Here is a 26,288-nt window from a genome sequence, read left to right on the forward strand (position 1 = left end):
CCATGCAATTGCTCAGAGCGATTTTGACACCCCTTATGGCCGCCATGGTGCTGGCTACCTCCGCGCCTCTTGTCCAGGCGCAAAACCGTGGCGACGATGCCGTGCTGGAGATGCAGCAGGCGTTTCGCAAAGGCGACCGCAGAAAGCTGGAGCAGCTTTTGCCCACGGTGCGTGGGCACGCCCTGGAACCCTGGGCCGCTTACTGGGAGCTGAAGCTGCGTCTGGGCGAAGCTTCCCCATCAGAGATTCAGGCCTTCTTGCAGCGCTACGCAGGCACCTACCAGGAAGACCGGCTGCGCAACGACTGGCTTTTGCTGCTAGGCCAGCGCCGCGACTGGGCCCAGTTTGCCGAGCAGCACCCCCAATACCGCATGTCTGACGACAAGGAAGTGCGTTGCTACGCCCTGTTGATCGACACCCTCAAGGGCACGGCCCCTGCCACGGCACCGGAGGAGGTGCGCCGCAACTGGTATGCCCAGCGCGATGCCGACGATGGTTGCACGCACGCAGCGGGCGAGCTGTATGGCTACAAAAAGCTCACGGCGCAGGACATCTGGCGCAAGGCCCGTCTGGCCGTAGAAGGCAACCGCCCTCGCGCTGCCCGCAGTGCGGTGGAAATCGTCTCGCCCGAGTCGTCCGCCCAGGTCAAGGAGCTGATGGACTCGCCCACCAAATACCTGCACGCCCGCGCTACAGCCCGCGGCAAGGTGCGGCAGGAGCTGGTGACCCTGGCCCTGATCCGCATGGCCCAGAGCGATGTGGACAACGCTGCCGCCCAGCTGGACAGCAAGTGGGGTGTGCACCTTTCGCCAGAAGAGCGCAACTGGGTCTGGGGCGTGATCGGAAAACAAGCAGCTCAGCGCCTGTCGTCTGACGCCATGGGCCACTTTGGCAACGTCACCAAAGACAGCGACCTGAACGACGACCTGCTGGGCTGGAAGGTGCGCGCTGCCTTGCGCGCCGGGCAGTGGAAGGCAGTGCGCAAGGCCGTGGAAGCCATGAGCGATGAGGCCCGCAGTGACAGTACCTGGGTGTACTGGCGCGCCAAGGCCGTGCTGGCCGACAAGCCCAGCGAGGCCGAGCGTGCCGAAGCCCGCCAGTGGCTGCAGGGCATTGCCAGCACCAAGGGCTTTTACGAACAGCTGGCCCTGGAAGAACTGGGCCAGCGCGTGGTGGTGCCACCCGCACCCGCGCCCCTGACGGCGGAGGAGAAGGCTGCCGCCCGTGCCAACCCCGCGCTGAACCGCGCGCTCTACGCCATCATGCTGGGCCTGCGGGGGGAAGGCGTGCGTGAATGGAACTACGCCACCAACCTGCACACGCCCGGTGGGATGGGTGAGCGCGAACTGCTGGCCGCTGCCGACTTTGCCTGTCAGCGCGAGGTGTGGGACCGCTGCATCAATACCAGCGAGCGCACCAAGACCTTGATCGATATGAACCAGCGCTTCCCTACGCCGTTTCGCGGCGCCGTGGTGGAGCGTGCGCAAGGCATCGGCCTGGACCCCGCTTACGTCTACGGGCTGATCCGGCAGGAAAGCCGCTTCATCATGGACGCACGTTCGGGTGTGGGGGCATCGGGCCTCATGCAGGTCATGCCCGCAACAGCCCGCTGGACGGCCAAGAAGATTGGCCTTGCCAACTTCACCCCGGACCAGATCACCGACCGCGACACCAACATCACCATCGGCACGGCCTACCTCAAGCTGGCGCTGGACGATTTTGCGGGTTCCATGCCGCTGGCCGCTGCGGCGTACAACGCAGGCCCTGGGCGCCCGCGCAACTGGCGCAATGGCCCGGTGCTGGACGCCGCCATCTGGGCCGAGAACGTGCCCTTTGCCGAGACCCGCGACTACGTGAAGAAGGTGCTGGCCAACACCACCAACTACGCCGCACTGCTCACCGGCCAGCCCCAGTCGCTGCGCAGCCGCCTGGGCACGGTGGGACCGCGTGATGCGTCAGCACCAGCGATCAATGCAGAGTTGCCTTAAGGCGCAAGGCTGCAGTGCTATAAAAAGAGAAGCTGCCAGCGCTTTTTGTATAAGCGCTGGCAGTGTTTTTGATGGAGGGAGACCAATGATGAATGCATGGAAGGCAGCTTTCGCGCTGAGCGCCCTGGCTTGGGGCGTCGCTGCGATTTCCCAGCCTGTCTACAAATGGGTGGATGCCAACGGCAAGACCCACTATAGCTCCCAACCCCCTGCCAGTCAGGACGAAATGGAGCCCCTGAAACTGCAGAGCACCAACGGCACTACCACGGGCTCTGGTGGGAGCGCATCGGGCGCGGGCAGCAAAGGGGGATCTGGTGCAGCGGGTGCCAAGAAGGCGGAGCCCAAGGGCGGTACTGAATACAACGCAGACGGTACCAAGAAAGTACCCCAGGGCGTGCAGGAGATGGCTGATGGGCTGCGCAAATCCCTTCAAACGGTGGATGGCAAGCAGGTGCCCATGAACTGCGCCGTCGCCGTCAGCAACATCCAGTACCAGGCCGATCAGATGCTTGAGGTGGGCCAGAAGAACGTGCGTGATGGCTACATGACCCAAGCCGCTTTCGATGAGACTGCCCCCAAGATCCGCGAGGCCAAGGGCAAGTACAGCGTGGGTGACTGCCAGTCGTCCGCGGGTGAAAAGCGCTCGTTCTACCAGTGCATGTCCAGCAGCTACAACCACGTCACCGGGTGCGCCAAGCAGTTCAAGCACTGAGTGCCAGTTACTACGCGTACCCACCAGGCAGGTCACTGCACCTCCTGACCTGTTGAGAACCGGAGTTCTGTAGCTTGCGCACAGGTACGCCATGCGGCGTATTTAAGAAAAGTTTCCTGTTCTTCATACTGCGCAAGCCTTGGGTCGGCTTGTTGCGCCATGGCACCTTTGAAAAGGTATTCAAGACCATGGAACGCTTCACCATCTCCCTTGACGAAGACCTCGCGCACGAGTTTGACCACCTGATTGCCGAGCGCGGCTACAGCAATCGCAGCGAGGCGGTGCGCGACATCCTGCGCGTGCATCTGGCGCGGCTGCGCGAGTCGCATGATGGGGACGGCCCGTGTGTGGCCAACCTGTCCTACGTCTACAACCACCATGAGCGGGAACTGTCCGAGCGGCTGGCCAGCCATCAACACGACCACCACGAGCTGACCATTGCCAGCACCCACGCCCATCTGGACCACGATCACTGCATTGAGACCGTGCTGCTCAAGGGCCCGGCCAGCGCTGTGCGCCACTTTGCCGACAGCCTGATGGCCGAGCGCGGCGTGCACCACGGGCAGCTGAACCTGGTCATGGCTGACGCTCCTGCCCCCGACGGCAAGCCTGCAGATCGTGCGCGCCAGCGGGGCAAGATGGCTGCGCGTCCGTCTGCCCACCGGCACTGACCGGTTCACCCGAACAAGCCCCGTCCCTGCGACAGCACTCCTTGCCGATGTGTGTCGTGGTCGGATAAGAAAAATTTTCTGTACTTCATACCGGGAGAAATTCTGTGAAATGCCATCCGTTCCCGCCCGGCACCCGCCGCACGCTGGGGGCCATGCGCAGGCACCCGCTCTGCGCGGCCATCGTGCTGGCCCTTGCCGCCCCCTGCGCAGTAGCGCAGGAAGCCACGCCCACGTTGCAGGCCATAGAGATCAAAGGCCAGGCATTGCAGGGCGCTGCATCCGCCTATTCGAGCACCGGGTTTGAACGCGATGAAATCGCCGAGAAGCACCTGAGCCAGCCCACAGAGCTGCTGCGCTACGTGCCCGGCATGAATGTGCAGAACTACCAGCTCTCGGGCGTGGCGGACACCATCGTGATGCGCGGCTTTGGCGGCGGCGGGCATGGCGGCGATGTGGGCGTGGTGCTGGATGGCATCCCCCTCAATGAGGCCATGTCGCATGCCGACGGGTATGTGGACTTCAACGTCATCGTGCCGCTGGAGATCGACCGCTTCACGGTCTACAAAGGCCCCGTGTCTGCGTTGTACGGCAACTTCAACCGTGCCGGGCTGATGGCGGTGGAGACCCGCAAGCGCGGTGAATACCGGCAGGTGGATGCCAGTCTGGCATCGCACGGTACGGCAGACCTGCAGGGGGCTTGGGGGCTCAAGCTGGCAGAGGACGAATACCTGAACCTGGCCGCGCAGCACTACCGCACCGAAGGGTTTCGCACGCAATCCGACTTCAGCCGCAGCACGTTGGCCGGTCGCTGGACGAAGCGCCTGAGCGCAGACCTGGACATTGCCTTGTCGGGCCGCTGGCACGAGGCCGACGGCGACTCCCCCGGCTACGTCACCGGTGCGCAGTTTGCACAGGACCCCTATGGAAAAGACCCGCGCGCCATGAACGACGGGGCCAGCAAGCACTTTGCCACGCTGCGTGCAGACGTGAACTACGCGCTTGCGCCAGACGTGAAACTGCTGACCTTTGCCTACACCACGCAGCAGGATTTCACCCGCTGGTTCAGCCGCCCGGTCAATGCCTCCACCTGGCGGCAGCGTGAGGAAACCTATGACCGCAAGGTGTACGGCGCAGGTACCAGTCTGAACGGGCGTACACCTATGGGCAACACGCCCCTGAACTGGGTGGCGGGCATTGAGACCTTCCGGGAGTCCACGCAGTACCAGTACTACGACGGACTGAACCAGCGCGTGCGTGTGGCACCGGCCATCAATGACCGGACTTCCCGCCTCAACAGTGTGTCGGCCTTTGGCGAGGTGGAGGCCCCGCTGCATGCCCTGTTCAAACCCTCGGCAGGCCTGCGCTGGGATCGCTTCACGGGCGACTGCACGCGCGACGGGGTTGAGAGCGGAACCGATCCTTGCGGCCCCCTGGCGAAGATGTCCCATGCCAGCCCCAAACTGGGGGTGCGCTCGGACGTAGCGCCGGGCGTGCAGCTGCGCACCAGCTGGGCTGAAGGCTTTGCCTTGCCCAGCACGTTTGCCAAATACGCGCTGGGTGCCGCCGTGCTGGACCCCAATGTCTTTCGCCAGACCGAGGTGGGTGCGCAGTTCAAGCCCGTGCAGGGTCTGATGCTTGATGTGGCTGCCTACCGTCTCACCTCCAGTGACGAAATCCGCACGGTGGCCCCGGGTGTGTATGAGAACTATGGCAGCACCCGCCGCACGGGGGTGGAGATCAGTGCGTTGTGGGCTGTGCACCGGGATGTGGACCTGGCGCTGACCTACGGCAGCGCCCGCTCGCGCGTGACCGAGAACGGCAACGCCGCCCTGGTGGGCAAGCAGGTGGCAGGCGTGCCGCGCTATACAGGCACGCTGAGCGCGACATGGCGGCCTGTGGCTCACTGGTCCACCACAGCCACCTGGCGTTGGGTGGGGGCCTATGCCGTGAATGCCGACAACAGCGTGGCCTATGGCGGCTACGCCACCGTGGATTGGGGCGTGGTCTACCGGCCAACCGAACGCTACGAGGTCTACGCCACCGTGTCCAACCTCACGGACAAAGCCTATGCCACCTCGGCATCGGTGATTGGCGGCACGCAGGTGTTTGCTCCCGGCACGCCTCGTACTTTCAAGATCGGGACCCAGCTGTCATTCTGAAACGCCTTTAGGAACACCTCATGACCACCATTTCCTTCAGAGTCTTTGTCTTTCAGTGCGTGTGGGCCCTGGCAGCACTCACCCTGTCTGCGGGCACGGCCCATGCCCATAACGTCTGGCTGGAGCCGGACGCCAGGGGGGGCTACCTGGTCCAGTTTGGCGGGCACGAAGGCAAGCTGGAAGCCTACGGTGCAGACAAGCTCAAGAGCGTGCAGGCCTTTGACCGCCGAGGCCGCAAGATCGACGTGGCCCTGGAGCCCACTTCTGACGGTGTGCGTGCGAAGCCCGCGCGGCAGGCTGCGCTGCTGGCCGCCCACTTCGATAACGGCTTCTTCAGCAAAGTCGAGGGCGGCCCGATGGTCAACAAACCCATGAACGAAAACCCGGGTGCCACCAGCGGTGTCCATGCGCTCAAGTACCACAAGACCATCATCCAGTGGGGTGCCATCGCCAAGCAGGAGCTGGGACAGGCGTTCGAGATCGTGGCACTCTCGGCCGAAACGCCGCACGCAGGCCAGCCCATGCGGGTGCGGGTACTGTTTGATGGCAAGCCTATTGCGGGCATCCGGCTGTCACTGGGGGAGAAGGGCGCTGCGGTGACAACGGCAGCTGACGGAACGGCCACCATCACGCCTGCGGCGGGTATCAACCAGCTATTGGCGATTCGCCGCATGCCTGTGGCCAACGACCCGCGCACCACCAGCATGAGCTGGGAATATCTGCTGGCCTTCCCCGCGCATTGATGGCGTACTGGCCCTTGTGAAGGGGCGGTAGTACGCTACTACGCGTTGTGCAACGTGTCCACCTGCCGAATTACGGCGCCAGATCGCACCAGATCGTCCAGCAGACTGTGCAGCCATGCTTCTTGTGGCTGCTCTGCAAAGTGCGCTTGGTGCAGCAGGCCAAAGTACGGTGTGGCTAGAGCCCACTGCTGCAGGGCTGTCACGGTGGTGTGCTGCAGTTCCAGCAGCTTGTACTTGAGCAAAACCTTGCCTGCATACAGGGCGTGTTTGCGGGGCTGGCGCACAAACCCTTCCAGCCGCTTGCGCGCTGTTGCCAGGGCCGCAGGCGCATCCGTGAACACGGGGCCGTGGCCGGGGATGACGGTGCGTGGTGCCAAGCGCTCGATGACGTCGAGCGTGGCGGCCACTTCGTCGAATGCAGCCGTGCCTTCCAGTTCCGGAAAGACGACACCAAAACCGTTTTCCCACAGCGCGTCGGCCGAGATGAGCGTGACGCTTTGCGGCTCGAACAGCACGACCGAGTGCGGGTCGTGCCCCGGTGCGGCGTGCACCTGCCAGTCTCGCCCAGCCAGCCGCACGGTGGTGCCGGGCTGCAATGCGGCATCTACCTTGAACCGTGGGCAGTCCTGCCCGGTGGGGGTGTAGCTCAGGGCATAGGCGTCCCACTGCGTGACCAGATCCATCTGACCGGGGGGGATGAGTGTCTCTGCCTCGGGCCAGTGGGCCTGCAATGCGGCGTTGCCCCCGCAATGGTCGCTGTGCAAATGGGTGTTGAGGATGCGCTGGAGCGGCTGCTCTCCCAGGCTGGCCTGCAGCAGTGCCACGGTCTGCTCGCTGTGGGTGCAGTAGCCGGTGTCCACCACAGCGGCACCTTCGGGCCCGATGCACACCACGTTGTTGGCCGAGAGCCATCCGCGCTCCAGCACGTTGATGCCGGGTGGAAGCTGTGCGCTCAGTGAAGCGGTCGATGGTGCGGGCATGGAGGGCGTGGGGCTGCTGCAGACGCTGCAGCGTAGCGCACCACGCGGGTGGGCGGGTTCTCCATAACCCGCAGGGACGTTGTCAGAACGTGACGCCCGCCACCAGGATCACATTGGCATAGGGCGTGCACTCGCCTGTGCGCACAACCACGCGTGCGCGCTCGGTCAGGCGTTTGAACTCTTCATGGCTCACGGTCTGGGGCGCCACGGGCAACTGGCACCAATCGGGCAGGCGGCCCTGGGCGCGTTCTACGGCTTCGCTGGCGATCACGGCTTTTTCCACCTGCAGCTCGGTCAGCACCACGCGCAGCACATCGGCCACGGCGGGAATGCCAGGGGTCAGTGCCAGGTCAATGCGGCGCGGGCCGGTGGGAATGGGCAGGCCCACATCGCCAATGACCAGCATGTCGCCATGGCCCAGGGTGGCAATGGCGTGGGAGAGTTCGGCGTTCAGCAGCGCGGTGCGTTTCACAAGTGACTCCAGTCGGGGGGCAGAGGGCTTTGCGCCACGGCGGCGCGGGTGGGGATGGAAGGTTGGGCGCCCGCCTGTATCACGCACAGGGCCGAGGCGCGGATGCCTTCGCGCACGGCCAGGTCGAGGGCCTGCCCCTCAGCCAGCGCCACGGTGAGAGCGCCCAGAAAGGTGTCGCCCGCCGCCGTGGTGTCTACCGCCTGCACCTTGCGGCCGGGGTGGTAGCGGCTGCCCGCACTGTCGGCCGCCACGGCACCGGCAGCGCCCAGGGTGACCACCACCTGGGCCGGGCCTTGCGCCCGCAGGGCATGCGCAGCCTGTGCTGCCTGGGCAGGCGTTTCCACCGCAGTGCCTGCCAGCGCGGCGGCTTCCACTTCGTTGACCACCAGCACATCGACCAGCGGCAGCAGCGCCTCGGGCAGGGGCTGGATGGGGGAGGGGTTGAACACCACGCGCCGCCCGGCGCTGTGGGCGCATTGGGCGGCTGCTAGCACCTGGGGCATGGGGGTTTCCAGCTGCATGACCAGGGCGCTGGCGCGGGTCAGCAGGGTTTGCAGGGCGGGGGTATCGAGCGTGAAGCGTGCGTTGGCCCCAGCCACCACCACGATGCGGTTCTGGCCCGATGCCTCTACGGTGATGGCTGCCAGCCCGGTGGGGGCTTCAGGGTCGGTGAGTACCCCGCTGTGGTCGATGCCATCCCGCTCCAGTTCAGCACGCAGGGTGGCACCGTTGGCGTCGTTGCCCACGCGGCCCAGCAGGTGCACTTCGGCACCCTGGCGAGCGCAGGCCACGGCCTGGTTGCCGCCCTTGCCGCCGGGCACGTAGTGCAGGCCCTGGGCCAGTACGGTTTCGCCCGCGCCGGGGGCGTGCTGCACTTGCAGCACCAGATCCATGTTCAGGCTGCCCAGCACGGCAATGCAGGGGCGAGTGGGTTGCGAAGGCGTCGTCATGCGGGTCTTGTGGCGTAGGTCGGTACGGGTACAGGTTTCGGTGGTGTGTTCAGTGCATCGGTCAGCAGCGCTGCAGTGGGGTCACACCGGCGCCGGTGCGGTAGAGGCGCGCACGCGCAACTCCGGCTGCAGCATGACCTTGCGGGCATCCTGCCGCCTGCCATCGATGCGTTCGAGCAGCATGTCCACCGCCAGCGCGCCAATGCGCTGCTTGGGCTGGGCCACGGTGGTAAGGGGCGGGCTGGTAAAGGCGGTGAGTTCAATGTCGTCAAAGCCCACCATCGACAACGATTCGGGCAGACGCAGCCCGCGTTCGTGCGCAGCGCACAGCGCACCCATGGCCATCAGATCGTTGCAGACGAAAACGGCAGTGGGCGGCTCTTGCGCACGCAGCAGCTTCTGCATGGCCTCGTACCCGCCCTGGCTGGTGAAGTTGCCGTGCCATAGCAGGCCCTCTCCCTCCCCCAGCCCGGCAGTCGCCAGCGCGCAGCGCCAGCCCGCAATGCGCTGCTCGCTCGGTGCCAGGCCCGCGGGGCCGCCAATGCACGCAATGCGCTGGTGGCCCAGTTGCAGCAGGTGCTGCGTGGCCAGCAGGCCCCCCTGCATGTGCGCGGTTTCCACCAGGTCGCAGGGCTGCTCGGCGATTTCAATTTCGCGGTCCACCAGCACGGTAGGCACGCTCAGCCCAGCCAGTTGCGTGGGCAGGGTGGCGTCGTGCCCAGTCGATACCACGATCAGTCCATCAATGCGCCGCTCTGCCAGCACCTGCAGGTAGGTGCCCTGGCGGTGGGCCTCGTCGTTGGTGTTGCACAGGATGAGGTTGTAGCCCGCACCAAAGCAGCGGTCTTCCACCGCATGCACGATCTCGGCAAAGTACGGATTGGAGCTGTTGGGGATCAACATGCCCAGCGTGCGCGTGTTGTTGCTCTTGAGGCTGCGCGCAATGGCGCTGGGCACGTAGCCCAGGGCGCGGATGGCCGCCTCCACACGCTCGCGGCTCTCGGCGCTGACGTGGCGCGTGCCGTTGACCACGTGCGAGACCGTGGTCACCGATACGTCAGCGTGGCGGGCAACGTCCTTGATGGTGGGCATGGGGTGATCTGAGGGCTATAGGGGGGATGGCTTGCTTGTGAGGCGCGTCAAACCTTGGCGGCACGGCGCTGGCGCAGGGTGTCCACAATCACGGCAGCCACGATCACAAAGCCGGTGATGATGCGCTTGCTGGGCTCGCTGGCACCGACCTGGGCGAGGCCCGCCTCCAGCACGGCGATGATGAGCACGCCAAACGCAGTGTTCACCACCGAACCGCGCCCGCCCATCAGGCTGGTGCCGCCAATCACCACGGCAGCAATTACTTGCAGTTCCATGCCAGTGCCTGCGTTGGGGTCGGCGGCTTCGAGTCGGGCCGACTGCATCAGCCCTGCAAGCCCTGCCAGCAGACCGGTGACTGCGAACACGATGATGCGGATGGGGCGGGGGTCCACGCCCGCCAGGCGCATGGCTTCTTCATTGGTGCCAATGCCCACCACGCAGCGGCCAAACACGGTGCGCGACAGCACCAGTTGCGCCACCACCACCAGCAGCAGCGCCAGCATGAAGGCCATCGATACACCGCCCACCAGCGGGGCCGACAGCCAGGAGATCGCGTCGCCTACATACTGCGTGCGGGAATCCGTCACCACATAGGCGCTGCCACGCACGGCTTCGAGCATGCCCAGCGACACAATGAACGAGGGCAGCCGCCACGCCACCGAGATGGTGCCGGTGATGGTGCCGCATACCAGGCCCGTGGCCAGTGCCAGCGCGGCGGCGGCGGGCACCGTCCAGCCCCACTGCAGGATGGCGGCGGCCGAGGTGGCGGCGGCCAGCGCCATCACCGAGCCCACCGACAGGTCAATGCCCGCAATGATGAGCACAAAAGTCATGCCCACGGCCATCACGGCCAGGGCCGGGATTTCGTTGGCAATGGTGATGAAGGTTTCCTTGCTCCAGAAGTAATCCGACAGCGAGGAAAAAAGCACCACCATGCCCACCAGAACCCCGATGAGGCCCAGGTAGGTGCCGATTTGGCCACGCCAGACGGACGAAGTGCTGGCCACGGATGTGGCGGGAGAGTTGTGCTGTGCAGGAGCGTTCATGGGAGGCTCTTGGTTTCGATGTCTGTGTTTTTGGAAAAAGATGCGCGCCGCAGGCAGCGATCAGGCCGCAGCCTGAGCTGAGGTGGCCGCGGGCGTGTTCGGCGTAGTGGATGCGTGGCTGGCCGCGCCGCTGGCTTCGGAGAAGGCCGCTGCCAGCAGCGATTGCTCGCTCCACTCGCCGCGTTCAAACACCGCCACCATGCGCCCGCCGCTCATCACGCCAATGCGGTCGGCCATGGCCATCAGCTCGCGCAGGTCGGACGACACCATCAGCAGCGCCCGGCCTTGCTCGGCCATGCGATCCAGTTCGCCATAGATTTCGGCGCGTGCGCCCACGTCCACGCCACGGGTGGGCTCGTCCAGCAGCAGCACCTTGCAGGGGCGGTGCAGCCAGCGGGCGAACACCACCTTTTGCTGGTTGCCGCCCGAGAGCTGGCCCACGGGCTGCTCGCCGCCACGGCAGCGGATGCGCAGGGTCTGGATGAAACCCTGCACTTTTTCGTTTTCCAGCCCGCGCTGCAGCCAACCGCCGCGCGAGATGGCACCCAGGTCCGACAGCGTGGCGTTGATGCGGATGGGCTGGGCCAGCAGCAGGCCTTGCGATTTACGGTCTTCCGTCACCAGGCCGATGCCCGCAGCAATGGCCTGCAGAGGATTCGCAAAGCCACGCGCCAGCGTGCGCACCAGGGAGTTTGCGCGGGACGGAGTTGTAGAAGAATTTGCTACTGAATTGGTAGCTGCCTGCGCTTGTTTCGTAAGCGCTGCAGGCATATTTTGCTCAGAGCCTGTATGCAGTGTGATGCTGCCCCGGTCTGCCCGGTCAGCACCAAACAGCAGGCGCAGCAGCTCGGTGCGGCCTGAGCCCACCAGCCCGGCAATGCCGAACACTTCGCCTGCGCGCAGCTCCAGGCTCACGTCCTGCACCACGGTGCTGCGGCCTATGCCTTGTACGCTCATCACCACCGGCCCGGCAGTGCGGCGGGGGCGGTGCTCCAGGTCGTTGACCGAGCGGCCCACCATGCGCTGCACCAGCGCGTCTTCGCTCAGGCCCGCCATGGGCAGCACATCTACCAGGCGGCCATCGCGCAGCACGGCGGCGCGGTCGGCAATGCGGCGCAGCTCTTCGAGGCGGTGCGACACATAGATGATGGCCACGCCGCGCGCGGTGAGGTGGGCGATCTGGTCAAACAGGTAATTCGTCTCGCGCGGCGTGAGCATCGCGGTGGGCTCGTCCAGCACCAGGATGCGCGTGTCGTCGTGCAGGTTGCGGGCAATCTCCACCATCTGCTGCTGGCCAATGCCCAGGGCAGAAACCGGCGTGGCCGGGTCGATGTGGGTCAGGCCAATCTTGGCCAGCTGCTGGCTGGCAGCGGCGTGCAGCGCGTCGCGGCGCAGCCAGCCGGCGCGGTGGGGCAGGCGGCCCATCAGCAGGTTCTCTGCCACCGTCAGGGTAGGAATCAGCCCCAGCTCTTGCATCACCATGCGCACGCCGTGCTGCTCGGCATCGCGCCGCGAGCTGGGGGCATAGGTCTGCCCGCCCAGGCGCATACCGCCCCGGGTGGCAGATTCCAGCCCGCAGATGATTTTGGACAGCGTGCTCTTGCCCGCACCGTTTTCGCCCGTGAGGGCCAGCACCTCGCCCGCGTTCAGGGCCAGCGTGACGTTGTCGAGCACTGTGGCGGTGTAGTCCTTGCCCACCGCGTCGATGGACAGCAGCGGCGAAGGGGGTGTGGCAGGGGTGGGAGGCGTCATGGCAGAGGCAATGCCTTCAAAAACAAAAAAGGCGCGCAGCTGTTACGCCACGCGCCTGGGGTCGCATGGCTTACTTGCTGTCTTTGGTCACCAGCACCACGTCGGTCTTCACTGTGGCAGGCAGTTGGGCCTGGGGCGTCTTGGCTGCCAGGGCCTTCTGGGCCAGCTCAATGCCGAACACAGCCTGCTTGGCGGCGAACTGGTCAGCGGTGGCCAGCACGCGGCCATCGGCCAGCATGGGCTTGATGGCGGCGATGTTGTCGTAGCCCACCACCTGCACCTTGCCGGTCTTGCCTGCAGCCTTCACGGCGGCCACGGCACCCAGGGCCATGCTGTCATTGCCGGCCAGCAGGGCCACCAGGTCGGGGTGCTCGCGCATCATGCCTGCGGCCACGGTGTTGCCCTTTTCAATTTCCCAGTTGCCCGATTGAACGCCCACCACGGTGATGTTGGCGGCCTTCATGGCGTCCTGGTAGCCCAGGGTGCGCTGCTGCGCATTGAAGGTGGTGGACACGCCTTCGATGATGCCGACCTTGTCGCCCGCCTTCAGTGTCTTGGCCAGGTGGTCGCCTACCAGCTTGGCGCCCAGGCGGTTGTCAGGGCCCACGAAAGGCACGGTGATGTTCTTTTCTTTCAGAGCGTCGGCATCGAGCTGGTTGTCGATGTTCACCACGATGATGCCCTTGTCGATGGCGTTCTTTACCACGGGCACCAGCGCCTTGGAGTCAGCGGGGGCCAGCACGATGGCGCTGACCTTCTGGGCCACGGCTTGCTCGATCATCTTGATCTGGGCGGCGGTGTCGGTTTCGTTCTTGATGCCGTTGGCGATCAGCGTGTATTCGCTGGCGTGGGCTTTTTGGTGGGCCTTGGCACCGTCTTCCATGGTGCGGAAGAACTCATTGGCCAGCGACTTCATCACCAGGGCGATCTTGGGCTTGTCCTGCGCCAGGGCGGGGCTGGCCAGGAAGCCGCCCAGCACGGCAATGGCGGCAGCGGTCTGGATGGAACGGCGGGTGAACTGCATGGTGTCTCCTGTGGTCCTGATAAGGATGGGATTCAGGCGCGCAAGGCGCCCACAAAACGCTTTGGGCGACCCGCCAAAGCGATGCCGCGGGCAGGATCATAGCGAAAGCAAACGTTTGCGCAAACGTTTGCTATTGCGGGATTTCCCTATGTTCCAGTCGGATTAGCGACAGCCATCCAAGGTGATTGGCTGGGTGTAATGCGCAAAAAAATAACGGCAGCGGTTGGGTGAACCGCTGCCGTTGTGGTCCTGCGCAGTGCAGGCGTGACTAGGGTTAGTGTTGCCAACACGACCCAGCGAAGCGGCCCTGGCTAGGCGTTCCGTCGCAGGCAGTACAGAGGTGGTACGACAAGACGGAACAACAACGCCAAGGGGGTGTTGGCAGCTCTTATGCCGAGGGCTTGCGCAATTCGCGACGCAGGATCTTGCCCACGTTGGTCTTGGGCAGATCGTCGCGGAACTCGATGTACTTGGGGCGCTTGTAGCCGGTCAGGTTCTCGTGGCAGTAGGCGGCCACGTCGTCCTCGGTCAGGGCGGGGTCGTTCTTGATGATGAACACCTTGATGGCTTCGCCCTGCTTTTCGTCGGGCACACCGATGGCTGCGCACTCCACCACGCCGGGGCACAGGCTGATGACCTGCTCCAGCTCGTTGGGGAACACGTTGAAGCCACTCACCAGAATCATGTCCTTCTTGCGGTCGATGATGCGGGTGTAACCGTGCTCGTCCATGATGCCGATGTCGCCCGTGCGCATGAACCCGTCGGCCGTGAAAGCTTTGGCGTTTTCTTCGGGCTGGTTGTAGTAGCCTGTCATCACGTTGGGGCCGCGAATGCAGATTTCGCCCGAAGCGCCCTGGGGCAGGCTGTTGCCCGCATCGTCCTTGATGGCGATGTCAATGCCCGGCAGAGGCAGGCCGATGGAGCCGGTGAACTCGGTATTGGTGACCGGGTTGTTGGTGCCGATGGCGCAGGTCTCGCTCATGCCCCAGCCTTCGATCATGGTGCTGCCCGTCACCTTCTGCCACTGTTTGGCCGTACCCTCTGATGCCGCCATGCCCCCGGCCTGCGACACGCACAGGTGCGAGAAATCGAGCGCGCGGAATTGCGGGTTCTGCAGCAGTGCGTTGAACAACGTGTTCACGGCGGGCAGCATGTGGAAAGGACGCTTTTTCAGCTCGGCTACAAATTTGGGGATGTCGCGCGGGTTGGGAATCAGCGTGAGGCTGGAGCCCTGGCGGATGGCCAGTAGGCACAGCGTGAGCGCGAAGATGTGGTACAGCGGCAGCGCCGCAATGCTGTTGGCCTTGGTCACATCGCCAATCTTGGCCAGCGCAGGGGTGAACCATGCTTCGGCCTGCAGGGTGGCCGCCACGATGTTGCGGTGGGTGAGCACCGCACCTTTGGACAGACCTGTGGTGCCCCCGGTGTATTGCAGAAAGGCGATGGAATCGAGTGTGGCGGGGCTGGGGCTCAAGCTGCGTTGTTCGCCCAGAGCCAAGGCCTTTTTGAAGGGAACCACCTTGCGCCCGTTGGTCAGGGGCAGGTCGTACGCAGGCACCATCTTGGCCAGGTGGCGCACGGCAAAGGTGATCCACTTGCCAAACCAGAAGCCGAGCAGGTCGCCCATGGATGCCATCACCACATGCTGGATGCCGGTGTGGTCCACCACTTCGGCCAGGGTGTGGGCAAAGTTTTCCAGGATGACGATGGTGGTGGCACCCGAGTCCTTGAGCTGGTGCTCCAGCTCGCGCGCCGTGTAGAGCGGGTTGACGTTGACGCAGGTATAGCCTGCACGCAGCACGGCCGCCATGGTCACGCCGAACTGCGGAATGTTGGGCAGCATGATGGCCACGCGCGAGCCTGGCGGCAGCCCCAGGCCTTGCAGGTAGGCTCCCAGCGCTGCAGAGAGCTTGTCCAGATCACCGTAGGTCATCCAGCGGTCCATGCACACCGAGAAGGGGCTTCTTGCATGCTTGCGGAACGACTCTTCCAGCAAGTGGGCCACGGAGCGGTATTGCTCGGGGTTGACGTCATGCGGTACGCCCGGGGGGTAGCTCTTGAGCCAGATTTTTTCCATGCGCTTGTTCCTTGTACCCGCCATGGAGGCGGGGAGAGAGATGACCAATGATGAAAGCCGTACAACGGTGTCGCCGGGCATTCTGGGAGCAGGTGGCCGCGTGGGGGTATCGGGCTTGTCCTAGGGTGAAGGGGTATTCCGTCTCAAAGGCGACAGAGCGCGATCAAAAGCACGAGGCGCACGTTGACCGCATTGATCGCATTGATCGAATGCGGGGGCGTGATCAGGCAAACTGGTTGCCGCCAGCCATCTTGCTGGTGTCATCACCCATTCTCTGAGCCCATGCTTGCCCGTTACCAGAAAGCGTTTCTAGCATCGCAGCTGCTGTATGCCCTCATCTGTCTGGTCTGGCTGTGGTCCTATTCCCCTGGGGTGGCTCTGTTGTGCGCTCTGGTGCCATGGCTCCTGTTTGCGGCAGTGCTGGGGCTGGAATTTGCGCTGATGCAAAGGCTGAACCGACGGCGGGCAGATGCGCCGGTGGCGAGCCCCCTGCAAGTGCTGTGGGCCTGGTGCACCGAGATGCGTACCGCGCTGCTGATTTTTTGCTGGCGTCAGCCTTTTCGTGCGCATGCGGAGCCGGACTGGTTGCCCGCACAACCGACCGGGAAACGCGGCGTGGTGCTGGTGCATGGTTTTGTGTGCAACCGGGGCGTGTGGCTGCCCTGGATACCGCGCCTCAAGGCCGCAGGCCATGCCTGTGTGGCCGTGAGTCTCGAGCCTGTCATTGGCTCCATAGATGCTTACGCGGCAGCGGTGGAGGCTGCTGTGCAGCGCGTCACCGCTGTCACCGGAATGCCGCCGGTGTTGGTATGCCACAGCATGGGTGGCCTAGTGGCCCGCGCCTGGCTGCGGGCCTATGCAGGCACCGGCGTAGATCAGCGCGTGCACCATGTGATGACCTTGGGGACACCCCATGCCGGAACCTGGCTGGGCCAGTTCAGCCATGCAGAAAATGGTCAGCAGATGCGGCTGGAAAGCCCCTGGCTGCAGAGGCTGCGTGCGGATGAACCTGCAGAGCGCGCAGGCTTGTTCACATGCTGGTATTCCAACTGCGACAACATCGTGTTCCCTGCGACGGTGGCCGCGCTACCGGGAGCGCGGCACCGGTTCTTGTCTGGAGTGCCCCACCTGCACATGGTGTTGAACGAGCAGGTGGTGCAAAGCTGTCTGGAGGAGCTGGCTGCGTCTACCCGTTAAGGATGTCCCGCATAACCCTTGCGAGGCCTGCTATCCCCGTCCGCAGGGAGTGATGCGTGGACCTCCTCAAGCTGTGACCGCTTCCTCACGTTCGTTGGCTGCGAACTCGGGCATTCCGCGCAGGCGCTCGTAGATCGGGGCAAAGTCTGCCGCAGTCATGTCAAACAGCTGCTCGAAGCTGTCGATCACGAAGTAGGTCTGCTGGTAGGTGTCAATCTTGTAGCGTGTGCGCATGGTGCGCTCCAGCTGCAGCGGAATGCGCTGGGGTTCGGGGCTTTGCACCGAGTAGGCCAGTTCACCGGACGAGCTGAGGATGCCCGCGCCGTAGGCACGCAGACCACCCGCTTCGCGGATCAGGCCGAACTCGATGGTGTACCAGTACAGGCGGCTGAGCATCTCGCATGCGCCCAGGCTGTGCGCCTTGAGGCCACCTTGCCCGTAGCGCTGAACGTAGTCCGCGAAGACGGGGTTGAACAGCAGCGGCACATGCCCAAACAGGTCGTGAAAGATGTCGGGCTCGACGATGTAGTCAAACTCTTGCGGCTTGCGGATCCAGTCGGTGACCGGGAACTTGCGGTTGGCCAGCAAGCTGAAAAAGGGCACTTCCGGGATCAGGCCCGGTACCGCCACGATTTCCCAGCCGGTGGCGCGGTGCAGTCGCTCGTTGATTTCCTCAAACCGGGGGATGCGGTCCTTCGCGCCCAGCGAGGGCAGGGCGCGGATGAACGCCTCGCTGGCCAGGCCCGGCAACAGGGCCGACTGGCGTTCGTAGAGCCGCCGGTAGGTGTCGTGGTCTGCCTCGGTGTAGCTTGCGAAGTCCTGGGCGCAGGTGTAGCTCTCGTCTGCGCGGGAGTAATCGCCACGAGGAGGGCGGGTGGATTGGCCATAGACGACAGGGGCTTGTCCCATTGTGTGCTCCTTTGCCGCCTCAGCCTGCCCAACCGGGTGCGCAAGAGTGCGCCCCCCGTGCCAGCCCTTGGCGGCTAATTGATTTTGATTTTTGCGGCCTTGATCAGGAACTCGTACTTGCTGTACTCAGAACGCACAAACTGGCCGAAGCCTTCCAGGCTCAGCTCCTCGGGGCCAATACCCATCTTTTGCAGCCCTGCTTTGCCCTCTGGCGAGCGCATCACCGCCGAGAACGCATTGGCGTAGCGGCGGGCGTCCGCATCGGGCAGCGAAGCGGGGGCAAACAGGCCGAACCAGGTGGACACGTTGAAGCCTTGCACCGAGTCGTTGATGCTGGGCACATCGGGCAACGCATCGTTGCGGCTGAGGGTGGTCACACCCAGGGCCTTGAACTTGCCTGACTTGATGTGAGGCAGCGCAGAAGCCAGGTTGTCAAACACCAGCGCCACTTCCCCGGAGGTCAGGGCTGCCAGTGCGGGGGCCGAGCCTTGAAAGGGCGTATGCCCGATCTTGGTGTTGGTCAGCGACTTGAACATCTCTGCCGCAATATGGCCAATGCTGCCGTTGCCCCCCGAGCCGTACTTGAGCTGGTCGGGGTTCTTTTTGAGGTACTGAACGAGGTCTGTGGTGGTCTTGATGTTGAGCTTGTTGGCCTGCTCTGCGTTCATGACCAGCACATTGGGTGTGCGGGCCACCAGTACCAGCGGCTTGAAGTCCTTGATCGGGTTGTACGGGAAGTTCTTGTACAGCCAGGGGTTGACTGCATGCGTTGCGACGGCCCCCATCAACAGCTGGTTGCTGGTTTTGGGCGACTTGGCGACCAGATCGGCGCCGGTGTTGCCCCCAGCCCCCGGCTTGTTGTCTACCGTGATGGCGCCCAGCTGGGCCTTGGCTCCGTCTGCCAGCAGACGGGCGGAGGTATCCAGTGGCCCCCCTGCGGGATAGGGCACCACGATGGTCAGCGGCGCAGAAGGGTTTTGCGCCAAAGCCAGGGCGGTGACACCGCATAGCAGAGCACCGATCAGGTAGTTACGAAGCAGCATTGATGTTTCCTCCGGATTCGAATGCTGCCCAGTATAGGTAACCGTCCGTTGACGTTGTGTTTATTTGCTCAACACACCGCGGCGCATCTGGTCGAGTTCGATGGACTCGAACAGCGCCTTGAAGTTACCGTTGCCAAAGCCGTCATCTCCCTTGCGCTGAATGAATTCAAAGAAGATGGGGCCGAGCTGGTTTTCGCTGAAGATCTGCAACAGCAGCTTGCCCGCCACGCCGTCGATCAGGATCTTGCGCTCCTGAAGCGCCTGCAGGGGCTCCCCGTGGCCGGGAATGCGCTTGTCCACCAGTTCGTAGTAGGTGTCGATGGTGTCGAGCAAGCGCACGCCACTGCTGCGAAGGGCATCCACGGTGCTGTACAGGTCGTCCGAGCCCATGGCGATGTGCTGGATACCCTCGCCCTTGTACATGTCCAGGTATTCCTGGATCTGGCCGGCTTTTTCCTTGCCTTCTTCATTGATGGGGATGCGGATCTTGCCGCAGGGGCTGGTCATGGCCTTGCTCTTGACGCCTGTGACCTGGCCTTCAATGTCGAAGTACTTGATCTCGCGGAAGTTGAAGATGCGCTCGTAAAAGTCTGCCCACTCGGTCATGCGACCCCGGTGCACGTTGTGTGTGAGGTGGTCGATGTAGGTCAGGCCATGGCCCTTGGGGTTCAATGCCTCGTCGGCGGACACGCCGGGCAGGGGCTCGAAGTCCACGTCAAAGAAGCCGATGTTGCCAATGTCGCCGGGTTGGGCACCGTTCTTGCCGCGCCAGCGGTCCACCAGATAGATCAGGCTGTCGCCCACGCCCTTGATGGCGGGGATATTCAACTCCCCAGGCCCGGCCGTACCGGCATAACCCCAGGCACCCAGACCCAGTGCGCGTTCGTAGGCCGCTTTGGCATCGTGCACGCGGAATGCAATGGCGCACACGCTGGGGCCATGCAGGCGGGCGAAGCGCTGGGCAAAGCTGTCAGGTTCGGCGTTGATGATGAAGTTGATCTCGCCCTGGCGGTACAAGGTCACCGCCTTGTGGCGATGGCGGGCCACAGGCCGGAAGCCCATGCTTTCAAACACCTTGCCCATGGCTTGCGGGTCAGGGGCTGCAAACTCGATGAATTCGAATCCGTCCGTACCCATGGGGTTCTCCCAGGCGGTGGTGGCCTGGGCGGCTTGTTGGGGCAATGCTGCGTTCATGGATGGGGCTCCGTTGTGAAATGGGTGGCTGTCGCCACGGTGTGTTCACTTTAGAAGTGACCCAGATCAACAAAACGGCTTTTGGCGCCGATGCAGAATTCTCAACGCAGGAAAAAATCGCAAATTCACTTCGTACGCATTTTTGTTGCGCTTTAGGGGTTAACCATGATGCTTGCGTGCTGCAAAGGGCGAGAGGGCGGATAAGAGGAATCCCATAATTCCCGCATGACTGCACCCCAAACCCTGGACCGCCTTGACGCCGCCATCCTCCGCATTCTTCAGGTCAATGGACGCGCCACGTATGACGATATCGGTGCGCAGATCGGACTCTCCCCCAGCGCAGTGCTGCGCCGCGTCAAGCGCCTGGAAGAAGCTGCGGTGATCGACCGCTATGTGGCGCTGGTCAAGCCGGAGGCGGTGGGGCTGGGGCTGATTGCCTACCTGAATGTGCGCCTGGAAAAGCACACCGAAAGCCACAAGCGCAACCCCATGGACCTGTTCCGGGCCAGTGTGCAGACGTGGCCGGAGGTGGTGGAGTGTTCTTCCCTGACGGGGGAGATGGACTACCTGCTGCGTGTGGTGGTGCAGGACATGGCCCATTACAGCCGCTTCATCATGGATACCCTGCTCAAGCACCCCAGCGTGCAGGACTGCAAAACCAGCTTTGTGCTCGACAGCGTGAAGGCCACCACCGCGTTGCCTGTGTAGCTGCATGAGAGCAGCTTTTTGCCGTACATGAAGGTCTTGTAGTGTTGTTGGAATGTGAACAAATCGTCAGAGAAATCCGGGAAAGCAACGATCTCCCATAGGCTTGCTGCGTTGTATCAACAGGTCGTGCTGCATTGCAGCAATTGCCGCTGCAAAGATTAGGGAAAACCCCTAAAATCTCGGCCATGATCGCAACCAAGGCCCTTCTCAAGGCATCATGGCACGCCAGCACTGGCCTGCTGCGCACCCGTAACAGCCACACGTCCAAGGAGGCGGGTATGTCTTCGACACCGCTGATGGTTCCCATCCGTTCCCTGGGGCCTTCGTACCGAGAGCGCATTGCAGCCCACCTGCTCAAGCTGGACCCAGCCGACCGCTATCTGCGCTTTGGTTATTCGGCCAATGACGAGCAGATCCGTCGCTACGCGGAGCAGCTCGATTTCAGCCGCGACGAGATTTTTGGCATCTACAACCGCCGCCTGGAACTGGTGGCCATGGCCCACCTCGCGTTCTCTGAGCACCCTCAGCACAAGCACTGCGCCGAGTTTGGCGTGTCCGTGCTCAAGCAGGCCCGTGGCCGCGGCTTTGGTGCGCGCCTGTTTGAGCGTGCGGTGATGCACGCCCGCAACGCCGGGGTGAACATGGTGTTCATCCACGCCCTGTCTGAAAACACGGCCATGCTCAAGATTGCCCGCAACGCCGGTGCCACGGTGCAGCGCGATGGGTCGGAGTCTGAGGCTTATCTGCAGATTCCTCCTGCCAGCTTTGACACCCGCGTGGCCGAGATGGTGGAGCAGCAGTTTGCCGAAGTGGATTACCAGTTCAAGAAGCAGGCCAAGCAGTTCTGGGACTTTCTGGCGGGCGTTCAGGAAGTGCGCCGCGGCGTTCAGGAAGCGCGCCACCAGTCTGCCGAGTGAGCGTGCGCTGAACGGCGCACGCTGGACTTTGTGCTGCGGATATTGCCGGGTCATGGCAATCCGCTATCCTTGGGCGCTGTACACCACAACAGCAAGTCCTGCATCCCACGACAGTGTCTGACCCCTACCCTGGGCGCTTGCCCGAAAAGGAAGACAAGCGCACGTTTCTGCAAAAAGTGGCCGAGTTCATCCACCCCGGCCCCGATTCCGCAGAAGAACTCATAGAAACCGTGGCGGAGGCCGAAGACAACCAGGTCATCGGTGCTGAGTCACGGGTCATGATCGAGCGTGTGATCCGCATGGCCGACATGACGGCTGGTGACGTGATGGTGGCAGCCCCCCGCATGGACATGGTGGACATCAACGAGCCGCCCGATGTGCTGCTGCGCTCGGTCATCGATACCGGGCACTCGCGTTTTCCGGTTTTTCAGGGGGAGCGCGAAAACATCATCGGCATCCTTCTGGCCAAAGACCTGCTCAAGCTGCAGCGCGCGCCAGAGCTGAGCATCCGTGCCCTGCTGCGTCCCGCAGTCTTTGTGCCCGAGAGCAAGGGCCTGAACGACCTGCTGCGCGAGTTCCGCGGCAACCGCAATCACCTCGCCATCGTCATCGATGAGTTTGGTCGTGTGGCCGGGCTGGTGACTATTGAGGACGTGCTGGAGCAGATCGTGGGGGAGATCGAGGACGAATTCGATATTGCCGAAGATTCCGGCGATATCTTTGGCCTGGCAGACAAGACCTACCGCGTCAGCGGTGACACACCCATTGAGCGCGTCTCTGAAGCCTTCAGTGTCCACATCCAGGGCAGCGATCCGGAAGAAACCTTCGACACCATTGGCGGGCTGATTGCCCACGAGATGGGGCGCGTGCCCAAGCGGGGCGAACATCTGCAGCTGTGTGGCCTGCACTTTGTGGTGCTGCACACCAAGGGCGGTGCGGTGCGCTGGTTCAAGGTGTCGCGCGTGGAAAGTATCAGCGAGGCTGATCGCTGATGGCGGGGCGCCGACACCCGGACCGCGGCTTGGTTGCGGTCTCTGACCTGCTTTGGTCTGCGCTGGCGGGCGGGGCGCAAGCGGCTTCGCTGGCACTGCCTGGCTCGGGTCAGCCCGTTTGGTGGCTGCAGTGCCTTTCGATGGTCATGCTGGCGGCCTTGCTGCAGCGCCCGCAAGGCGGCTGGCACCGCGCTGCGCTGCTGGGCTTTGTATTCGCCTGGGCCTGGCTGGGGGGCACGTTCTGGTGGCTTTTCATCTCGCTGCATACCTACGGTGGGCTGGCAGCGGTGCTGGCGGTGGCTGCGGTGGCCGGTCTCGCCGCATTTTTGGCGCTGTATTACGCCGCTGCTTCTGCTGTTTTTTGCCGTTTAGTGCCCATGAATAAAGCGCTGGCAGCTATTATTTTTGCAGCACTGTGGATGCTGGCCGATCTGGCGCGGGGCACCTGGTTCACCGGCTTTCCGTGGGGGGCTGGGGGGTATGCCCATGTGGAAGGGCCCTTGTCGGCGCTGCCTCGCTACATCGGCGTGTACGGCACCGGGGCGGTTTCTGCGGGCCTTGCCATGGCCCTTGTCCAACTGCAGTGGCGCGATGCCCGGCGTGCAGGCCCCTGGCTGGCGGCGCTGCTGCTAGCGGCGCTGGGTGTGGGCGCAACGCTGGACCGTCACTGCGCCGTGCAGCTTTGCCACACGCCCTCGCAGGCTCCTGCGCCCCCTTTGGGGATGGCTTTGTTGCAGGGCAATATTCCCCAGGACGAGAAATTTGAGCAGGGCAGTGGCGTACCGCTGGCCCTGCGCTGGTATGCCGAACAACTCAAGGCAGAAACGGCCTCTTTGGTCGTGGCTCCGGAAACCGCCATTCCGCTGCTGCCCCAGCAACTGATTCCGGGCTATCTGGAAGGACTGCAAGCCCGTTACACCCAGGGGCCGCAGGCGGCGCTGGTGGGTATTCCGCTGGGCAGTGAACGGCAGGGCTATACCAATTCCGTGGTCGGCTGGCGTCCTTCCGAGGTGCCTGCGGCGGCAGCGCCCCAGTACGTCTACAACAAGCATCATCTGGTGCCTTTTGGTGAGTTCATCCCGCCGCTGTTCAAGTGGTTCACCGAGATGCTGAACATCCCCCTGGGCGACTTCAACCGTGGCACCGTGGGGCAGCCGTCGTTTGCGTGGGCGGGGCAGCGCATTGCCCCCAACATCTGCTACGAAGACTTGTTTGGCGAGGAGTTGGCCGCCCGGTTTGTGAACCCCGCCGAGGCACCGACGATTCTGGTGAACTTCAGCAACATTGGCTGGTTTGGCAACACGCTGGCCATTGACCAGCACCTCAACATCAGCCGCATGCGCGCTCTGGAGCTGGAGCGACCCATGGTACGCGCTACCAATACGGGGGCCACCGCCATCATCGACCACCGGGGTGTGGTCACGCACCTGCTCGAGCGCCACACCCGGGGTGTGCTGCGCGGCGAGGTGCATGGGCGGGGTGCAGGTGTCTCTGTGGGCCCGGCGATCACACCGTTTGCCTGGTGGGCGTCCCGCTGGGGCTTGGCACCGCTGTGGGGGCTGGCTCTGGTGGTGGTGCTGGGTGCCTGGCTGGCCCGGGCGCGCAGTGCGCAGTCGTCCAAAAGGCGGTCGCCGCTGCCCTTTGGGATGGAGTGAGGACGGGTTGGGAGTCGGGCTTGGGTGGCCGATGGCGCTTCCTGATTCTTGATCCAGGTCACCTTGCGGAGGGGTGTCCTGCAGGCATTGAGGGTGTATAGGTTCCGGTCCACATGCCAACCCTTGATAATAGAGCCCCCGCAACCGGGCGATGAAGGTTGCACGAACAAAGATTTGATGCGGCGATACCGCCGTTCTGGAGCACGACTGAAAATGGCAGATTCCTTTTCCTATGAACAACTGATCGCCTCGGGCGAGGGACGGCTGTTCAACGCCGACAGCGGGCGTCTGCCGCTGCCACCCATGCTGATGTTTGACCGCATCACGCACATCGACAGCGATGGGGGGGCGCACGGCTTGGGAAAGATCCGCGCTGAGCTGGACGTCAAGCCAGACCTCTGGTTCTTTGCCTGCCATTTCCAGGGCGATCCCGTGATGCCCGGTTGCCTGGGCCTGGATGCCATGTGGCAACTGATCGGTTTTTACCTGACCTGGCTGCAACTGCCTGGCCGTGGCCGCGCATTGGGCGCGGGTGAGGTCAAGTTCACCGGCGAGGTGGGGCCTGATGTCAAGCTCGTCACGTACGAAATCGACATCAAGCGCGTGATCAAGCGCAAGCTGGTCATGGCGATTGGCGATGCCCGCCTGCTGGCCGATGGCAAAGAAATCTATGTGGCCAATGACCTGCGCGTGGGCCTGTTCATGCGCGAGGGCGAGGGCAAGGACGCAGCATGACCAAAAAGCGCGTAGTCATCACCGGTGCGGGCATCGTCTCGTGCATTGGTAACGACCTGGCCACAGTAGAAGCCTCGCTGCGTGCGGGCAAGAGCGGCATCAAGGCCGTAGAAAAGTTCAAGGAACTGGGCCTGCGCAGCCAGGTGGGCGGCGCGCCCGAGATCGACATCGAAGCGCGCATCGACCGCAAGCAGCTGCGCTTCATGGGCGACGCGGCAGCCTACGCGCAAATCGCGCTGGAAGACGCGATCCAGCAAGCGGGCCTCACCCCCGAGCAGGTCAGCCATCCACGTACCGGCCTCATCATGGGTTCGGGCGGCGGCTCACCTGCCAACCAGATCGAGGCAGCCGACACACTGCGCGAAAAGGGCATCCGCCGCGTGGGGCCGTACCAGGTCACGCGCTGCATGAGCTCTACGGTGTCTGCCTGCCTGGCCACCAACTTCAAAGTCAAGGGCATCAACTACTCCATCACCTCGGCCTGCTCCACATCGGCGCACTGCATTGGCGCGGCAGCCCAGCAAATTGCCTGGGGCATGCAGGACGTGATGTTTGCGGGTGGTGGCGAAGAGCTGTCCTGGGGCATGTCGCTGCTGTTTGACGGCATGGGTGCCATGTCCAGCAAGTACAACGAAACGCCCGAGAAAGCCTCGCGCGCCTACGACGCGAACCGCGATGGCTTCGTGATCGCCGGTGGCGGCGGTGCCGTGGTGCTCGAAAGTCTGGAGCATGCCCTGGCCCGTGGTGCCAACATCTTGGCCGAAGTGGTGGGCTTTGGTGCCACCAGCGACGGCGAAGACATGGTGGCCCCTTCGGGCGACGGTGCCATTGCCTGCATGCAGCAAGCCATGGACGGGCTCGATGCCCCCATCGACTACATCAACACCCATGGCACTTCCACCCCGGTGGGCGACATGCAGGAAGTGCGCGCCATGCGGGCCCTGTTTGGCGACAAGGTACCGCCGTTTTCGTCCACCAAGTCGCTCACCGGCCACTCGCTGGGTGCGACGGGTGTGCAAGAGGCGATCTATTGCGTGATCATGCTGAACAAGGGCTTTATCGCAGGTTCGGCCAATGTGGAAACGCCTGACCCAGCGCTGGGCGATATGCCCCTCGTTACGCAGACGCGCGATGCCCAGCTGACCACCGTGCTGTCCAACAGCTTCGGTTTTGGCGGCACCAACGCCAGCCTGGTGCTGAGCCGCTGGCAGGGCTGAGGCTCTCCATACCGCTCCACGCGGTAGATCAACCCACCCGCAGCCGTTCCTACCC

At 63.7% G+C, this 26,288-nt stretch carries 24 protein-coding genes; 13 read left to right on the plus strand and 11 right to left on the minus strand.

From position 1 onward, the window contains the following. The first annotated feature begins 2 nt into the window (after positions 1-2). The 5 genes from AACH87_RS03430 to AACH87_RS03450 all read left to right on the plus strand — a co-directional run bounded on the left by AACH87_RS03430 (position 3) and on the right by AACH87_RS03450 (position 6,273). Positions 3-1,988: a transglycosylase SLT domain-containing protein gene (locus tag AACH87_RS03430; protein ID WP_338797327.1), complete on the plus strand. Its 1,986-nt coding sequence runs from the start codon at positions 3-5 to the stop codon at positions 1,986-1,988. Between the two features lie 88 nt (positions 1,989-2,076). Further along, the gene (locus AACH87_RS03435; protein ID WP_338797328.1) at positions 2,077-2,700 is read left to right on the plus strand and encodes a DUF4124 domain-containing protein; all 624 of its coding nucleotides are present in this window, start codon (positions 2,077-2,079) and stop codon (positions 2,698-2,700) included. Between the two features lie 188 nt (positions 2,701-2,888). Beyond that, positions 2,889-3,371 carry a nickel-responsive transcriptional regulator NikR gene (nikR, locus tag AACH87_RS03440; protein WP_338797329.1) on the plus strand — a complete coding sequence of 161 codons (483 nt, stop codon included), beginning with the start codon at positions 2,889-2,891 and terminating at the stop codon, positions 3,369-3,371. Positions 3,372-3,475: 104 nt separating this feature from the next. Beyond that, on the plus strand, positions 3,476-5,530 hold the full coding sequence (locus AACH87_RS03445; protein ID WP_338797330.1) for a TonB-dependent receptor: 2,055 nt from the start codon (positions 3,476-3,478) through the stop codon (positions 5,528-5,530). Between the two features lie 20 nt (positions 5,531-5,550). Further along, positions 5,551-6,273 carry a DUF4198 domain-containing protein gene (locus AACH87_RS03450; RefSeq protein WP_338797331.1) on the plus strand — a complete coding sequence of 241 codons (723 nt, stop codon included), beginning with the start codon at positions 5,551-5,553 and terminating at the stop codon, positions 6,271-6,273. A 38-nt stretch (positions 6,274-6,311) separates the two neighbouring features. Here the strand turns inward: AACH87_RS03450 and AACH87_RS03455 are convergent, their stop codons facing one another. The 8 genes from AACH87_RS03455 to AACH87_RS03490 form a co-directional block, all read right to left on the minus strand. Beyond that, a complete protein-coding gene (locus AACH87_RS03455) occupies positions 6,312-7,253 on the minus strand; it encodes an MBL fold metallo-hydrolase (RefSeq protein WP_338797332.1) in 942 nt (313 codons plus the stop codon). Between the two features lie 82 nt (positions 7,254-7,335). Further along, on the minus strand, positions 7,336-7,725 hold the full coding sequence (gene rbsD, locus AACH87_RS03460) for a D-ribose pyranase (protein ID WP_338797333.1): 390 nt from the start codon (positions 7,723-7,725) through the stop codon (positions 7,336-7,338). Next, complete coding sequence (rbsK, locus tag AACH87_RS03465; RefSeq protein WP_338797334.1) at positions 7,722-8,675, minus strand: ribokinase; 954 nt, start codon at positions 8,673-8,675, stop codon at positions 7,722-7,724. Before rbsK ends, rbsD begins: the two co-directional genes overlap by 4 nt. An 81-nt stretch (positions 8,676-8,756) precedes the next feature. Continuing rightward, a complete protein-coding gene (locus AACH87_RS03470; protein WP_338797335.1) occupies positions 8,757-9,767 on the minus strand; it encodes a LacI family DNA-binding transcriptional regulator in 1,011 nt (336 codons plus the stop codon). A gap of 47 nt (positions 9,768-9,814) precedes the next feature. Then, positions 9,815-10,813 carry an ABC transporter permease gene (locus AACH87_RS03475; RefSeq protein ID WP_338797336.1) on the minus strand — a complete coding sequence of 333 codons (999 nt, stop codon included), beginning with the start codon at positions 10,811-10,813 and terminating at the stop codon, positions 9,815-9,817. 60 nt (positions 10,814-10,873) lie between these two features. Beyond that, on the minus strand, positions 10,874-12,565 hold the full coding sequence (locus tag AACH87_RS03480; RefSeq protein ID WP_338797337.1) for a sugar ABC transporter ATP-binding protein: 1,692 nt from the start codon (positions 12,563-12,565) through the stop codon (positions 10,874-10,876). Between the two features lie 70 nt (positions 12,566-12,635). Then, the gene (locus tag AACH87_RS03485; protein WP_338797338.1) at positions 12,636-13,589 is read right to left on the minus strand and encodes a sugar ABC transporter substrate-binding protein; all 954 of its coding nucleotides are present in this window, start codon (positions 13,587-13,589) and stop codon (positions 12,636-12,638) included. Positions 13,590-13,977: 388 nt separating this feature from the next. Then, positions 13,978-15,666 (minus strand): AMP-binding protein, encoded by a 1,689-nt coding sequence (locus AACH87_RS03490; RefSeq protein ID WP_338797339.1) that lies wholly within the window; start codon positions 15,664-15,666, stop codon positions 13,978-13,980. On the opposite strand from AACH87_RS03490, the gene AACH87_RS03495 reads away from it, so the two are divergent. Together AACH87_RS03495 and AACH87_RS03500 are read left to right on the plus strand one after the other, a co-directional pair. After that, a complete protein-coding gene (locus tag AACH87_RS03495; RefSeq protein ID WP_338797340.1) occupies positions 15,665-15,790 on the plus strand; it encodes a hypothetical protein in 126 nt (41 codons plus the stop codon). The two genes, AACH87_RS03490 and AACH87_RS03495, sit on opposite strands and share 2 nt — an antisense overlap. 158 nt (positions 15,791-15,948) lie before the next feature. Further along, positions 15,949-16,863: an alpha/beta fold hydrolase gene (locus AACH87_RS03500; RefSeq protein WP_338797341.1), complete on the plus strand. Its 915-nt coding sequence runs from the start codon at positions 15,949-15,951 to the stop codon at positions 16,861-16,863. 66 nt (positions 16,864-16,929) lie between these two features. Here AACH87_RS03500 and phhA read toward each other — a convergent pair whose 3' ends face one another. The 3 genes from phhA to hppD all read right to left on the minus strand — a co-directional run bounded on the left by phhA (position 16,930) and on the right by hppD (position 20,009). Continuing rightward, positions 16,930-17,772 (minus strand): phenylalanine 4-monooxygenase, encoded by an 843-nt coding sequence (gene phhA, locus AACH87_RS03505; protein ID WP_338797342.1) that lies wholly within the window; start codon positions 17,770-17,772, stop codon positions 16,930-16,932. 74 nt (positions 17,773-17,846) lie between these two features. After that, positions 17,847-18,815, minus strand: a complete 969-nt coding sequence (locus tag AACH87_RS03510) for a tripartite tricarboxylate transporter substrate binding protein (RefSeq protein WP_338797344.1) — start codon at positions 18,813-18,815, stop codon at positions 17,847-17,849. Between the two features lie 60 nt (positions 18,816-18,875). Further along, complete coding sequence (hppD, locus tag AACH87_RS03515) at positions 18,876-20,009, minus strand: 4-hydroxyphenylpyruvate dioxygenase (RefSeq protein ID WP_338797346.1); 1,134 nt, start codon at positions 20,007-20,009, stop codon at positions 18,876-18,878. A gap of 225 nt (positions 20,010-20,234) precedes the next feature. Between hppD and AACH87_RS03520 the strand changes: the two genes are divergently transcribed. From AACH87_RS03520 to fabB, 6 genes are all read left to right on the plus strand, one after another. Continuing rightward, positions 20,235-20,717: an Lrp/AsnC family transcriptional regulator gene (locus AACH87_RS03520; protein ID WP_338797347.1), complete on the plus strand. Its 483-nt coding sequence runs from the start codon at positions 20,235-20,237 to the stop codon at positions 20,715-20,717. A gap of 185 nt (positions 20,718-20,902) precedes the next feature. Further along, entirely contained in the window at positions 20,903-21,634 is a 732-nt protein-coding gene (locus tag AACH87_RS03525) for a GNAT family N-acetyltransferase (RefSeq protein ID WP_338797348.1), read from the plus strand. 113 nt (positions 21,635-21,747) lie between these two features. Beyond that, the gene (locus AACH87_RS03530) at positions 21,748-22,626 is read left to right on the plus strand and encodes a transporter associated domain-containing protein (RefSeq protein WP_338797349.1); all 879 of its coding nucleotides are present in this window, start codon (positions 21,748-21,750) and stop codon (positions 22,624-22,626) included. Then, positions 22,626-24,281: an apolipoprotein N-acyltransferase gene (gene lnt, locus AACH87_RS03535; RefSeq protein WP_338797350.1), complete on the plus strand. Its 1,656-nt coding sequence runs from the start codon at positions 22,626-22,628 to the stop codon at positions 24,279-24,281. The genes AACH87_RS03530 and lnt overlap by 1 nt, the downstream gene beginning before the upstream one ends. 213 nt (positions 24,282-24,494) lie before the next feature. Beyond that, entirely contained in the window at positions 24,495-25,016 is a 522-nt protein-coding gene (gene fabA / locus AACH87_RS03540) for a 3-hydroxyacyl-[acyl-carrier-protein] dehydratase FabA (RefSeq protein ID WP_338797351.1), read from the plus strand. Then, on the plus strand, positions 25,013-26,233 hold the full coding sequence (fabB, locus tag AACH87_RS03545; protein ID WP_338797352.1) for a beta-ketoacyl-ACP synthase I: 1,221 nt from the start codon (positions 25,013-25,015) through the stop codon (positions 26,231-26,233). Before fabA ends, fabB begins: the two co-directional genes overlap by 4 nt. The last annotated feature ends 55 nt before the right edge of the window (positions 26,234-26,288 follow it).

The sequence above is a fragment of the Acidovorax sp. DW039 genome (assembly GCF_037101375.1).
Classification (GTDB): Bacteria; Pseudomonadota; Gammaproteobacteria; order Burkholderiales; family Burkholderiaceae_C; genus Acidovorax.